This is a genomic window from Pedomonas sp. (assembly GCF_036515995.1).
Taxonomy (GTDB): domain Bacteria; phylum Pseudomonadota; class Alphaproteobacteria; order Sphingomonadales; family Sphingomonadaceae; genus Pedomonas.
The window spans coordinates 1-13,086 of sequence record NZ_DATBUP010000066.1; the positions used below are offsets into that span (position 1 = coordinate 1).

The 13,086-nt window shown below is 64.5% G+C and carries 11 protein-coding genes and 1 tRNA gene; 8 read left to right on the forward strand and 4 right to left on the reverse strand.

Annotated features, from left to right (window positions below):
- The 5 genes from VIG90_RS05315 to VIG90_RS05335 all read left to right on the forward strand — a co-directional run.
- A partial coding sequence (locus tag VIG90_RS05315; protein WP_331592421.1) for a His/Gly/Thr/Pro-type tRNA ligase C-terminal domain-containing protein occupies positions 1-758 on the forward strand: 758 nt, incomplete at its 5' end.
- 11 nt (positions 759-769) lie between these two features.
- Positions 770-2,017, forward strand: coding sequence for a lipoprotein-releasing ABC transporter permease subunit (locus VIG90_RS05320; RefSeq protein ID WP_331592423.1), 1,248 nt, complete (start codon positions 770-772; stop codon positions 2,015-2,017).
- Positions 2,010-2,711, forward strand: a complete 702-nt coding sequence (locus VIG90_RS05325) for an ABC transporter ATP-binding protein (protein ID WP_331592424.1) — start codon at positions 2,010-2,012, stop codon at positions 2,709-2,711. The genes VIG90_RS05320 and VIG90_RS05325 overlap by 8 nt, the downstream gene beginning before the upstream one ends.
- A gap of 50 nt (positions 2,712-2,761) precedes the next feature.
- Positions 2,762-3,301, forward strand: coding sequence for a phosphatase PAP2 family protein (locus tag VIG90_RS05330; protein WP_331592425.1), 540 nt, complete (start codon positions 2,762-2,764; stop codon positions 3,299-3,301).
- A gap of 179 nt (positions 3,302-3,480) precedes the next feature.
- The gene (locus VIG90_RS05335) at positions 3,481-4,602 is read left to right on the forward strand and encodes a methyltransferase (RefSeq protein WP_331592426.1); all 1,122 of its coding nucleotides are present in this window, start codon (positions 3,481-3,483) and stop codon (positions 4,600-4,602) included.
- Between the two features lie 164 nt (positions 4,603-4,766).
- Here the strand turns inward: VIG90_RS05335 and VIG90_RS05340 are convergent, their stop codons facing one another.
- On the reverse strand, positions 4,767-6,047 hold the full coding sequence (locus VIG90_RS05340) for a hypothetical protein (protein ID WP_331592427.1): 1,281 nt from the start codon (positions 6,045-6,047) through the stop codon (positions 4,767-4,769).
- 258 nt (positions 6,048-6,305) lie between these two features.
- Between VIG90_RS05340 and VIG90_RS05345 the strand changes: the two genes are divergently transcribed.
- Positions 6,306-6,464 (forward strand): hypothetical protein, encoded by a 159-nt coding sequence (locus tag VIG90_RS05345; protein ID WP_331592428.1) that lies wholly within the window; start codon positions 6,306-6,308, stop codon positions 6,462-6,464.
- 34 nt (positions 6,465-6,498) lie between these two features.
- On the opposite strand, the gene VIG90_RS05350 is transcribed toward VIG90_RS05345, so the two are convergent.
- Together VIG90_RS05350 and trmFO are read right to left on the reverse strand one after the other, a co-directional pair.
- A tRNA-Ala gene (locus VIG90_RS05350) sits at positions 6,499-6,574 on the reverse strand.
- 190 nt (positions 6,575-6,764) lie between these two features.
- The gene (gene trmFO, locus VIG90_RS05355) at positions 6,765-8,159 is read right to left on the reverse strand and encodes a methylenetetrahydrofolate--tRNA-(uracil(54)-C(5))-methyltransferase (FADH(2)-oxidizing) TrmFO (RefSeq protein ID WP_331592429.1); all 1,395 of its coding nucleotides are present in this window, start codon (positions 8,157-8,159) and stop codon (positions 6,765-6,767) included.
- A 205-nt stretch (positions 8,160-8,364) separates the two neighbouring features.
- On the opposite strand from trmFO, the gene gyrA reads away from it, so the two are divergent.
- Together gyrA and VIG90_RS05365 are read left to right on the forward strand one after the other, a co-directional pair.
- Positions 8,365-11,097: a DNA gyrase subunit A gene (gene gyrA / locus VIG90_RS05360; RefSeq protein ID WP_331592430.1), complete on the forward strand. Its 2,733-nt coding sequence runs from the start codon at positions 8,365-8,367 to the stop codon at positions 11,095-11,097.
- Positions 11,098-11,282: 185 nt separating this feature from the next.
- Entirely contained in the window at positions 11,283-11,561 is a 279-nt protein-coding gene (locus tag VIG90_RS05365) for an ETC complex I subunit (RefSeq protein WP_331592431.1), read from the forward strand.
- Positions 11,562-11,739: 178 nt separating this feature from the next.
- Here the strand turns inward: VIG90_RS05365 and VIG90_RS05370 are convergent, their stop codons facing one another.
- A complete protein-coding gene (locus VIG90_RS05370; protein ID WP_331592432.1) occupies positions 11,740-12,765 on the reverse strand; it encodes a nitronate monooxygenase family protein in 1,026 nt (341 codons plus the stop codon).
- Between the last annotated feature and the right edge of the window lie 321 nt (positions 12,766-13,086).

Sequence of the window (13,086 nt, forward strand, 5' to 3'; positions counted from 1 at the left end):
TCGCCCGCCTGGGCATGGTGGCGGTGCCGGTGCGCGCGCCGACGGGGCCGATCGGCGGCAACCTCTCCCACGAGTTCCACATTCTGGCCGACACGGGCGAGAGCGAGCTGTTCTACGACGCCGCGGTTGAGGACATCACGCTGGCCGAACTGGCCGAAGCCACGCCGGGTTCGGAGATCGTCGACCGCCTGCAATCCATCTACGCGATGGAGAGCGAGGAGCACGAGAAGGTGACCGACTGCCCGGTGCCGGCCGACAAGCTGCGCCAGCGCCGCGGCATCGAGGTGGGTCACATCTTCTACTTCGGCACCAAGTACACCGAGTCCATGGGCTGCCAGCTGCAGGGCCCGGACGGCAAGCCGATGTATCCGGAGATGGGCTCCTACGGCATCGGCGTGTCGCGCATCGTTGCCGGCATCATCGAGGCCAGCCACGACGAGAACGGCATCGTCTGGCCGGAAGAGGTAGCTCCGTACAAGGTGGGCCTCATCAACATGCGCGTGGACCACGAAGGTTGCACCACGGCCGCTGACGAGCTGTACGCCAAGCTTAGCGAGGCCGGCATCGAGGTTCTCTACGACGACCGCGACGAGCGCGGCGGTGCCAAGTTCGCCACCATGGACCTGATCGGCATTCCGACGCAGGTGATCGTCGGCCCCAAGGGGATCGAGAAGGGCGTTGTGGAAGTGAAGGACCGCAAGAGCGGCAACCGTGAGGAAATGACCGTCGAGGCCCTGCTGACCAAGCTGCTCGGCTAAGGAACGCATTCATGCTCTCCAGCTATGAGCGGATGATCGCGACGCGCTACCTGCGCCCGATCAAGGGCGAGGGGTTCATCTTCATCGTCTCGATGATCTCGCTGATCGGCATTGCCATCGGCGTTGCCGCGCTCATCGCCGTCATGTCGGTGATGAACGGCTTCCGGGGCGAGTTGCTCGACCGCATTCTGGGCGTGAACGGCCACATGCTGGTGCAGGGCTATGACGGCCGGCTGGACGAGTGGGAGCGGCTGCGCAAGCTCACTGAGCAGGCACCGGGCGTCAAGATGGTCACGCCGCTGATCCAGCAGCAGCTGATGGCGTCCCGCCGCAACCTGTCGGCGGGCGTCATCGTGCGCGGTCAAGTGCCGAGCGACGTGCGCAACCACCCGATGGTGTCCAAGAACATCGTCGAGGGCTCGCTGGCGGACTTCAAGGACGGCGAGCCGGTCATTGCGCTGGGCAGCAAGCTGGCCGGGCAACTGCTGGCACGGGTGGGCGACAGCATCTCGCTGATCTCGCCCGAGGGGCAGGTGACGCCGTTCGGCGTGACGCCGCGCATCGCCAGCTATCGGGTTGTCGCCATCTTCGAGGTGGGTGTGTTCGACTATGACAACGCCTTCATCCTCATGCCGATGGAGACGGCGCAGAACTACTTCCGCATGGGCTCGTCCGTCAGCGGACTGGAAGTGGTGGTGAACGATCCGGACAAGATCGACGCCACCATCAACGCGCTGACGCCGGTCGTGCAGCCTTACGGCGCGATCGTCGACTGGCGCTCGCTCAATCGCTCGCTGTTCGAGGCGCTGGAGGTGGAGCGGGTGGTGATGTTCTGGATCCTCTCGATCATCATCGTGGTCGCCGTATTCAACATCGTCTCCAGCCTCATCATGCTGGTGCGGGCCAAGAGCAAGGATATCGCCATCCTGCGGACCATGGGGGCGAGCCGTGCCTCGGTGATGCGGGTGTTCATGCTGGCGGGGACGTCCATCGGCGCGCTCGGCACGCTGACGGGTATGGGCCTTGGGTTCCTGCTGCTGGCGTTCCGCACTGAGATCGTGCAGGGCGCAAGCACTCTGTTCGGCATTGCGCTGTGGAACCCGGAAGTGCGGTTCCTCTCGGAGATGCCCTCCAAGGTAGAGCTTGGCGAGGTGCTGGCGACCGTTGGCATCTCCCTGTTGCTGACCGTGCTGGCAACGCTCTACCCGTCCTGGCGCGCGGCCAATACGGATCCGGTACAGGTGCTTCGCTATGAGTGACGTGGTTGGGACGAACACGGTTCTGGGCGTTCAGCATCTCTCCCGCAACTTCAAGCAGGGCGATGCCATCATCCATGTGCTTCGGGATGTGAACCTTGAGGTGAAGCGCGGCGAGATCGTGGCGCTGCTCGGGGCCTCGGGTGCGGGCAAGTCCACGCTGCTGCAGGCAGTCGGTCTGCTGGAGGGCGGCTTTCAGGGCAGCATCCGCATCGACGGGACCGAGTGTGCCAGCCTCAAGAGCGGTCAGCGTACGGACTTCCGGCGCGAGAAGCTGGGCTTCGTCTATCAGTTCCATCACCTGCTGCCGGACTTCACGGCGATCGAGAACGTGGTGCTGCCGCAGTTGATCTTCGGGCGCAGCCGCCGCGAGGCGGAGCAGCGGGCGACCGAGCTCCTCACCGAACTGGGGCTGGGCCAGCGGCTCACCCACCAGCCCGCCCAGCTTTCGGGCGGCGAGCAGCAGCGTGTGGCCGTGGCTCGGGCTCTGGCCAACGAGCCGGTGCTGGTGCTGGCGGACGAGCCGACGGGCAACCTGGATGAGGAAACCGGCCAGACCGTGCTGGAGACGTTCCTCCATCTCGTTCGCGCCAAGGGCTCATCGGCCCTGATTGCCACCCACAATCGTGATCTGGCCCGCCGCATGGACCGGGTCGTGCTGCTGCACAACGGAATGATCGAGCCCGTCACCCTCTGAAAGGCTGCGGGGCCTTGGAAATCAGAACAAGAAACAGGGAGCACTTTCGCATGAGACGCAGCAAGACCCTCGTCTGCGCCCTTTCTCTGGCCTCGGCGCTCGCGGCCCAGCCCGCCGTCGCCGACACCTGGACCACGATTGCGGACGTCGGCCGCGCGGGTCTGGTCGGCACGGCCTTCGTGGCGGCGGCGGCACAGGAGGACTGGGACGGCGTTCTGCAGGCGGGCTACAGCATCGGCTTTACCGCCGGCGCGACCTACATGCTGAAGGAAGTGTTCCCGGAAGAGCGGCCCAACGGGAAGGACAACGACAGCTTCCCCTCTGGCCACACCAGCATTTCCTTTGCGTCCGCCGGGTTCATTCACCAGCGCTACGGCTGGCAGTATGGCCTGCCGGCCTATGCCATTGCCGCAACCGTTGGCGTGGCCCGGGTGGAGAGCGACCACCACCACTGGTACGACGTGGTGGCCGGAGCCGCGCTCGGCACTGCAACGGCGTTCGTGTTCACCGACAAACTGAACGAGAATGTGCAGCTGTTCCCCTGGGGCGACACCAAGGGCGGCGGCATCGCCATGAACGTGAAGTTCTGATGCGAAGCGGCGGGGGCGAAGGCCCCCGCAGTGCTTTTGGGCGGGTCGCATCAGACCGCAAGCGAAACACGACTATTTTCGTCCAATATTCGACTACGAGGCCGCAGCTCACCCATTGTGGGCGGCGGGGTTTTGAGTGATCCTCTTCTCCGTGGGGTTGAACAGGGGGGAGTGGAGGAATGGCGGAACGTCTGACGAGCGAACCTGAAGCGACTGGGGTCGCTGCAGGGCCAGCTGCGGATCTGGCCGCAGGCATGGCGGCTGGAGTTTCGCCGGACCATATCATGCAGGTGGCGCTGGGTTTCATGCCCGCCAAGACGCTGCTTTCTGCGGTCGAACTGGGCCTTTTCACGACCCTGGCCGATCCGAAGCTCTCGGCTGGCGGCCTGACCGGCGAGGCCTTGTGCGTCGAACTCGACCTGCATCCGCGCTGCAATCCGGATTTCGTCGATTCCCTGGCAGCGCTCGGCATGCTGGAGCGGGAGGGCAGCGGACCCACGGCGCTTTACCGCAACACCCCCGCAAGCGCCCGGTTTCTGGATGCCAACAGCCCGGATTACATCGGTGGCTTTCTGCTCATGTCCAACGAGCGGCTCTATCCATTCTGGGGGCGGCTGACCGAGGGGCTGCGCACCGGCAAGGCGCAGAACGAGATCGCGACAGTGGGCAAGCCCCTGTTCGAGTCTCTTTACGCGGACCCGGAGCGGATGGGCCTGTTTCTTGAGGGCATGAGCGGTATTTCCCGCAGCCGCTTCATGGCCCTGGCGGAGCACTACGATTTCAGTCGCCACGCGTGCCTGTGCGACGTGGGCGGGGCGCTCGGCCTGCTGGCGCTGACCGTGGCCGAGAGGTTCCCCCGGCTTGAGGCCATGACGGCGGACATTGACGTGGTGACGCCGCACGCTCGCCGAAAGATCGAGGAAGCCGGGCTTGCGGACCAGGTGCAGGCGGTGACGGTGGATATGTTCACCGATCCGCTGCCGCACTGCGACGTGATGACCATGAGCATGATTCTCCACGACTGGAATCTGGAGAAGAAGCGCCAGCTCATCGCGAAGGCCTTTGACGCGCTGGAGCCGGGCGGGGCCTTCATCGCCATCGACCACATGATCGATGACGACCGTCGGCAGAACGTCGCGGGGCTGATGCTGTCCCTGACCATGCTCATCGAAACCGGGGACGGCTTCGACTATACGGCAGCCGATTTCTTCAACTGGTGCGAGGCGGCAGGCTTCCGGCGCGGAGAGGTTATCCCGCTCGGCGGCGGCAGTGCGGCAGCGGTGGCTTACAAGCCGGAATAAGGCAGGAGCGGCTGACGGGAGGCTGACAGGACTGCCTGCCAGCCGCGCCATTACACTTGGGTATAGAGCCTTTTCCGCTCTGACGAGGTCAGATCGGGGCTCTAAGCTTTTTGTTGGTCGCACTTTCTTAAGCGCGGGGTGTGCCACCCTGCTCGAAAGCTGCTCTAGTTCAGGTCTTCCGGCAGGGTCGGTTCGGAGAGAATGTGCTCCATCCGCTCCCAGCGGGCGTTCTGATCCGGTCCGGCAGCGTTCACGTGGTCGCGCACCATCTCCTTGCCGAGCCCGTAGTTGATGACATAGCTGCGATAGGTTTCGATGAACTTCACGTCCCGCTCGGCATGGCCGCGGGTGACGAGCCGGTATTTCTGACCAAGGGCAATGGCGGTCTCGCGATCGATATTGCCGGCCAGATACTCGGCGGCGATGGTGTAGCGCGCCGGTGCCAGGGCTTCAGTCAGCTTCTGGAGCTGGATCAGGGCAGGGGCTGTCTTGGGATCGAGGCCCGCCAGCGGATAGAGGGTTTCCTGCTCGAACTTCAGGCGCTCGTCGCCGGGAAAGGCAAGGTCGATGCCAAAGTTGGCACTGCCCTCGGCAATGAATGACTGCGGGCTGAACAGCGGGTAAACGGTGAACTCCTGCCAGCCGCGCTGCCTGGCCAGCTTCTCTTCCAGCAGCATGTTGAAGACGTGATGGCCGGGGTAGCCTTCGTGGCAGCCCAGGTCGATGGCGCGGTCGATGAAGACGGGCAGATCGACGTTCACTTCGATGAGGCTGTTGGCGTTGCCCTTGTACCAGTTGTAGCCGCTCCACGGCTTGTCGGTCACGAAGGCGAGGGAGAACTGCTCGCCTTCGGGTAGCTTGATGTGCTGGACCGTGCGGCGCTTGCACTCGGCGGTGGCGGCGCGCATCACCGCGTCCAGCTTGTCCGTGGGGACGGTGTAGCCCTTGCGGAAGGCCTCGACCCGCTCATGCAGCGGGCCTTCGCCGGGCACGAGCTTCTCCAGATTGGAAAGGATGGGGTCGAAGTCGGACAGTGGCTGGACGGTCGGGCGCGCGCCGAACAGGCTTTCGGCTTCCTCGGCGAAGGGCAGGCGCTTGCCCTCGATCATGTCCAGCCGGGTGCGCACGGCCTTGAGCTGGGCGGCAAGGAAGCGGGCGCGCTTGGCCTCCATCGGCGAGGAGGTCCTGGCCGTTTCGGCGGCGGCTTTCAGCCGGTCAGCCTCGGTCTTGAGCTGGGCAACGGAGCGGGGGCTGGCCTTTGCCTGCGTCGCAAGGTCGGCCGGGCCATAGTAGGCATCCACATAGCCGGGTTCATGCTCGCCCACCTCCAGCACCAGCCGGATATAGTCCTGCGCAATGGTGTCGAGGCTTGCACCCGCCTGCCATGCCGTAAGGCTGGATGCCATCAATGCCGTTGCCGCGACCAGACTATGAACCGCTTTCATGGGTGCCCCTTGCCATTGAATTTCCAGATGTTGCGGCGCGCATTGTTGCTGGCGCGGCGCTCCGTTTCAATGGCGAAAGCAAGAAAATTTCAGAAGGGCGGCGGGCCGCCTCGATCAGAAATCGCCTGAGACTTTTCCGATATCCGACGGATATTCATGTAGAATTTAATTCATTCGCATTGGCAACATGACTTAGGCTTCCGATCCTGTGCTTCTGGTGGCGTGCGCAGATCCGGTTTTAAAACGAGGAGGAAGATCATGCCACGGCACGCCGGGGATCTGGTGAGCGAGAGGCTGCAGTCTGGCGAGAACATCCGGCCCGCCGGGTATCCTGACGAGGACCAGTTGAATGGCTGGGAAGATCCGAGCCCAAGGCGCAGAACGCCGCCGGACAAGCTGCCCAAGCCGGACCTGTGAACGCTGGAATTTCAGAAACTCAAGGCGGGTGAACTGGTGGAGCCGAGGGGAGTCGAACCCCTGACCTCAGCAGTGCGATTGCTGCGCTCTCCCAACTGAGCTACGGCCCCACACCATTTCAAACCCGGGCGCGAAAAAATGACGCCTCAAGCCAGCGGCATATACGCTGCCTGAACGCCGGATGCAACTGTTTCCATACGGTTTTTGCAAGGAAATGTTGCGCGGCGGGCTATTAAAAACATGAAAAAGGCGGCGCAGCCGGGCCGCACCGCCTTTTGATCGTGGGCAAGCAGCCTGCCGTTATTCGGCTGCGTCCGCCGGGGTGGAGGCCGGAGCCGGTGCCTCGGCAGGCGTACGGCCGAGCCAGGCGTCCACATCCCGCAGCGCGCGGGCGGACTGGGCGGCCTTGCGCTCATTCTTACGGACCTTGTCTTCCAGCGGCGGGAACAGGCCGAAGTTCACGTTCATGGGCTGGAAGGTGTCCACTTCCGCCCCGCCGGTGATGTGGCTGATGAGCGCGCCGAACGCCGTGGTCGGCGGCGGCGGCACGATGGCCTCGCCCTTGCGTTCGCTTGCGGCGAACCGGCCGGCCAGCAGGCCGATGGCGGCGCTTTCCACGTAGCCTTCAACGCCGGTGACCTGGCCAGCGAAGCGCAGGCGTGGGTCTGCCTTCAGGCGCAGCACGCCGTCCAGCACCTTGGGGCTGCGGATGAAGGTGTTGCGGTGCAGGCCGCCGAGCCGGGCGAACTGGGCGTTCTCCAGCCCCGGAATGGTGCGGAAGATACGGGTCTGCTCGCCGTGCTTCAGCTTGGTCTGGAAGCCGACCATGTTGTAGAGCGTGCCCAGCGCATTGTCCTGCCGCAGCTGGACGACCGCATAGGGGCGCTTGCCCGTGCGCGGATCGGCCAGGCCGACCGGCTTCATCGGGCCGAAGGAGAGGGTGTCCTTGCCGCGTTCCGCCATCACCTCGATGGGCATGCAGCCCTCGAAGTAGGGGGTGTTGGCTTCCCACTCCTTGAAGGTGGTCTTCTCGCCGGTCAGCAGCGCCTCGATGAAGGCGTAGTACTGATCCTTGTCCATCGGGCAGTTGATGTAGTCCTTGCCCTCGCTGCCGGGGCCGGAGGCCTTGTCGTAGCGGGACTGGAACCACGCGATGTCGAAGTTGATGCTGTCCTTGTAGACGATCGGCGCGATGGCGTCGAAGAAGGCCAGCTCGTCCTCGCCGGTCAGGCCCTTGACCGCCTCGGCCAGCGCGGGCGAGGTGAGGGGGCCGGTGGCAATCACCACGCTCGACCAGTCGGCCGGAGGGATGCCGGCGATTTCCTCGCGGCGAATCTCGATGAGGGGGTGGTTTGAGAGCGTATCGGTGACCATCTGCGAGAACACGTCCCGGTCCACCGCCAGCGCGCTGCCGGCGGGCACCCGGGCCTTGTCGCCCGCGCTCAGGATCAGCGAATCGGCGCGGCGCATTTCCTCGTGCAGGAGGCCGACAGCGTTGGCTGACGGGTCGTCCGAGCGGAACGAGTTGGAGCAGACCAATTCGGCGAGGCCCTCGGTCTGGTGCGCGTCGGTCGTGCGGACGGGGCGCATCTCGTGCAGGATCACGGGCACGCCCGCCTTGGCGATTTGCCATGCGGCTTCGGAGCCAGCCAGGCCGCCGCCGATGACATGAATGGGTTCAAACTGGTTCGTCATGCCCGCCTATATGCGCCTGCGCGCGGGCCCGGTCCAGCCCCGGAGCGGGCCGGATGGACGGGAAGCGGAAAAGAGCGCTGAATCGAGGCCAAACGTCGGTCTGGCGCACGGTTTCGGTGCTTAAAACTGGCATTCCTGAGCGCAGTTGGCTAGAAGGTGGGGTAACCCACTTATGGCTCTATATTCCAGGATTTGAGTGTTGGATTTGACTGAACCGAATTCCTCGGACCCGTCCGATATCCGCCCGATCTCCATCGTAGAGGAGATGCGGACATCGTACCTCGATTACGCCATGAGCGTGATCGTATCGCGTGCGCTTCCGGATGTGCGTGACGGCCTGAAGCCGGTGCACCGCCGCATTCTCTTTTCGTGCCACGAGAACAGCTACGATCACACTAAGCCGTACCGCAAGTCGGCCCGTATCGTCGGTGACGTGATCGGTAAGTACCACCCGCACGGCGATTCCGCGATCTATGAGGCCCTCGTCCGCATGGCGCAGGACTTCTCGATGCGCGTGCCGCTCATCGACGGGCAGGGCAACTTCGGTTCCATGGACGGCGATCCGGCAGCGGCCATGCGTTACACCGAGGCGCGTCTCGCCAAGGTTTCGCAGTTCCTGCTGAGCGACCTGGAAAAGAACACGGTCGACTACCAGGCCAACTACGACGGTCAGGAGCGCGAGCCGACCGTGCTGCCGGCCCGGTTCCCGAACCTGCTGGTGAACGGCGCAGGCGGCATTGCCGTCGGCATGGCCACCAACATTCCGCCGCACAACCTGGGCGAAGTGATCGCGGCCTGCCGCGCCTACATGGACAATCCGGAAATCACGCCGGAAGAGCTCATGGAGATCGTGCCGGGTCCGGACTTCCCGACCGGCGGCATCGTCATGGGCCGTGGCGGCATCCTCTCCGCCTATCGCACCGGCCGCGGCTCGGTGCTGATGCGCTCGCGCACCCATATCGAGACGTGGGGCCGTGACCGCGAAGCGATCATCATCACCGAAATCCCGTATCAGGTGAACAAGTCCACGCTGGTGGAGCGCATCGCCGAGGCGGTGAAGGACAAGCGGATCGAGGGCATCTCGGAAATCCGCGACGAGTCCAACCGCGAGGGCGTGCGCGTCGTCATCGAGCTGAAGCGCGATGCGAACGCGGAAGTGGTGACGAACCAGATCTTCCGCTACACCCCGGCGCAGACCAGCTTCGCCATCAATACGCTGGCGCTGAACAATGGCCGCCCGCAGCAACTGGGCCTGAAGGACATCATTTCGGCCTTCATCCAGTTCCGCGAAGAGGTCATCACCCGCCGCACCAAGTTCGAGCTGAAGAAGGCGCGCGACCGCGCCCACATCTTGCTCGGCCTCGTGATCGCGGTGACCAACCTCGATGAGGTGGTGCGGATCATCCGGGCGTCCGCCTCTCCGGCCGAAGCGCGCGAGGCGCTGCTGGCCCGGGCGTGGACCGTGGGCGAGATCATGCCGTACCTCGAGCTGATCGAGGCGGTGAACCCGCAGACCTACGGCACCACCTATCACCTGACCGAAGAGCAGGTGAAGGCGATCCTCGAGCTGCGCCTGCACCGCCTGACGGCGCTGGGCCGCGACGAGATCGGCGACGAGCTGAAGCAGCTGGCGACGAAGATCGAGGAGTTCCTCCACATCCTGCGCGACCGCAACCGCCTCTATGAGGTGATGCGCGAAGAGCTGGACGTGATCTCCACCGAGTTCGCAACGCCGCGCAAGACCGAGATCCTCGAAGGCTCGATCGACGACATCGACGACGAAGACCTGATCAAGCGCGAGGACATGGTGGTGACCGTCACCATGTCCGGCTACATCAAGCGCGTGCCACTCTCCACCTATCGGGCGCAGCGTCGCGGCGGCAAGGGCCGCTCGGCGATGTCGACGAAGGACGAGGACGTGCTGACGCAGGTGTTCGTGGCCTCCACCCACACGCCGGTGCTGTTCTTCTCCACCAAGGGTCTGGTCTACCGCCTGAAGGTGTGGAAGCTGCCGGAAGGCACGCCGCAGGCGCGCGGCAAGGCGCTGGTGAACATCCTGCCGCTTTCGGACGGCGAGACCATCTCGACGATCCTGCCGCTGCCGGAGGACGAGAACGAGTGGGCGAACCTGAACGTGATGTTCGCCACCGCCAAGGGCAGCGTGCGCCGCAACAGCATGGACGCGTTCACCAACATTCCGTCCAACGGCAAGTTCGCCATCCGCTTCGAGGATGACGCGCAGGACGACCGGCTCATCGGCGTTGCCCTCTGCAACGAGGACGACGACGTGCTGCTGGCGACGCGCGGCGGCAAGTCCATCCGCTTCCCGGTGGATGCAGTGCGCGTGTTCCAGAGCCGTACCTCGACGGGCGTGCGCGGCATGACGCTGGCCGATGGCGACGAGGTGATCTCGCTGACCATCCTGAATGGCGGGCGTGATGCAACGGCCGAGGAGCGCGAGCAGTACCTGCGCGCCGCGCCGTGGAAGGCGGAGCCGGGCGAGGCGACGCTGTCGCCGGAGCGGATGCAGGAACTGGCCGCGCGCGAGCAGTTCATCCTGACCGTGACCTGCAACGGCTATGGCAAGCGGACCTCGTCCTACGAGTATCGTACCATGGGCCGTGGCAATCAGGGCGTGACGGCGATCGAGATGTCGGAGCGCAATGGTCCGGTGGTGGCCAGCTTCCCGGTCGATCCGGATGATCAGGTGCTGCTGGTGACCGACCAGGCGCAGATGATCCGCATCGGCATTGCCGACGTGCGTATCGCGGGCCGCGCCACGCAGGGCGTGACGCTGTTCCGCGTGTCGAACGGAGAGCATGTGGTATCCGTGGCCAAGATTCGGGATGTGGCTGGAGACGAGGGTGATAACGGTGACGGCGAGGCGGATGCCGAGCAGCTGACCGATGGGTCGTCCGAAGCTTCGGCGGAAGCCTAGAGCGGTTTGCGATCTGCTTGCAGCAGATCGCCCGCTCAAACTCTTTGGTTGGTCGCACTTTCTTAACCGCAGGACATGCGTCCTGCTCGAAAGCTGCTCCGAACCCGTTTTCAAGCGTATTTCTGAGGGGCTTGACCTTGATCGCGCCACGCGGCAGGACGGCCCCGAACGGAGGGTTTTGAGACATGACCGCGCGTATCTACAAGCCGAGCAAGAATGCCATGCAGTCTGGCAAGGCGAAGACCCAGGACTGGGTTCTGGAATTCGAACAGTCCGACAAGAAGCGCCCGGACGCGCTGATGGGCTGGGCCGGTTCGCAGGACACCCAGAGCCAGGTGCGCCTGCGCTTTCCGACGCAGGAAGCGGCCATTGCCTACGCCACGCGCTACGGCATCGAGTTCGTGGTGGTGCCGGAGCAGCCGCGCATGCTGAAGCTGCAGGCGTATGCTGATAATTTCCGCTAAAGCGGAAGGGGTGCTGACAACTTCCGCTAAGGCGGGACGCCTCACGGAAAACAAAAAGCCGCTCCATCCGGGGCGGCTTTTTGTGTTTATCAAGTGTGCTCGGCGGCAGGTGCCGGTCACGGCCGGTCAAACGAATGGGAGTGAAGAGGGACTGAGTCCCTCTTCAAAAACTCTGGCTCTACTCCGCCGCCAGAGCGCTGCGCTCTCCCAGCAGCCGGGCGCGGGCGGCGCGGTATTCGCGCTCCATGCGGTCAACGACGGAGCCGACGGTCTCGATCTGCTCGATGACGCCGATGCCCTGGCCGCAGCCCCAGATATCCTTCCATGCCTTGGCGGCCTGGTTGCCGCCGGAGGCGAAGTTCATCTTGGAGGGATCGGACGAGGGCAGGTTCTTCGGGTCCAGCCCTGCCGCCTCGATGGACTGGCGCAGGTAATTGCCGGGAACGCCGGTGAAGAGGTTGGTGTAGACGATGTCCTCCGCCACGGCGTCCACAAGACATTGCTTGTAGGCGGGGGCGGCGTTGGCTTCCTCGGTCGCGATGAAGACGGAGCCGCAGTAGGCGAAGTCCGCGCCCATGGCCTCGGCCGCCAGCACGGAGCGCCCGTTGGCAATGGAGCCGGAGAGTAGCAGCGGACCATCGAAGAACTGGCGGATCTCCTGCACCAGCGCGAAGGGGGAGAGGGTGCCGGCATGGCCGCCGGCCCCGGCGCACACGGCGATCAGACCGTCTGCACCTTTCTCGAGGGCCTTGCGGGCATGGGTGATGCTGATGACATCATGAAGCACGATGCCGCCATAGCTGTGAATCGCGTCATTGATTTCGGGACGGGCACCCAGCGACGTGATGACGACGGGCACCTTGTGCTTGATGCACAGCTCGACGTCGTGCTCCAGCCGATCGTTCGAGCGGTGGACGATCTGGTTGACGGCGAAGGGCGCGGCGGGCCGGTCAGGATGGGCGGCGCTGTAGGCCGCCAGCGTCTCGGTGATCTCGCTCAGCCAGTCATCCAGCAATTCCTTGGGGCGGGCGTTGAGCGCCGGGAAGGAGCCGAGGATTCCCGCCTGGCACTGGGCGATGACCATCTGGGGGCCGGACACGATGAACATGGGCGCGGCGACGACCGGCAGCCGGAGCTGGGCTTTAAGCGCCCGGGCAATGTGGGACCTGCCTGTGTGCGAAGGGACGACGTTCGGGCCTGCCATGGTGTGCTTCACCTCTGATCGAAGAAGTCCAAGTCCTGCTATCAGAGCCGCCAACCGGGCGCATGGCAAGCCCGGAAGCGGGAGGGGGTGCACGGTATCACGGAGGGGAAGGGGTAGAGTACGGACAAATACTGGGCACAAACAAACAGGGCCGCCCAATCGGGCGGCCCTGCCTGTGTTCAGCAATGTTGCTGGATCAGAGCTTAGCTGAACCGACGCGGGCCACGCGGACCACGCGGACGGTCGCCGAAGCCGCCGTCACGCTCGCCGCCGAAGCCGCCGCCGCCCGAGCGATCGCCGAAGCCACCGCCGCTGCGGAAG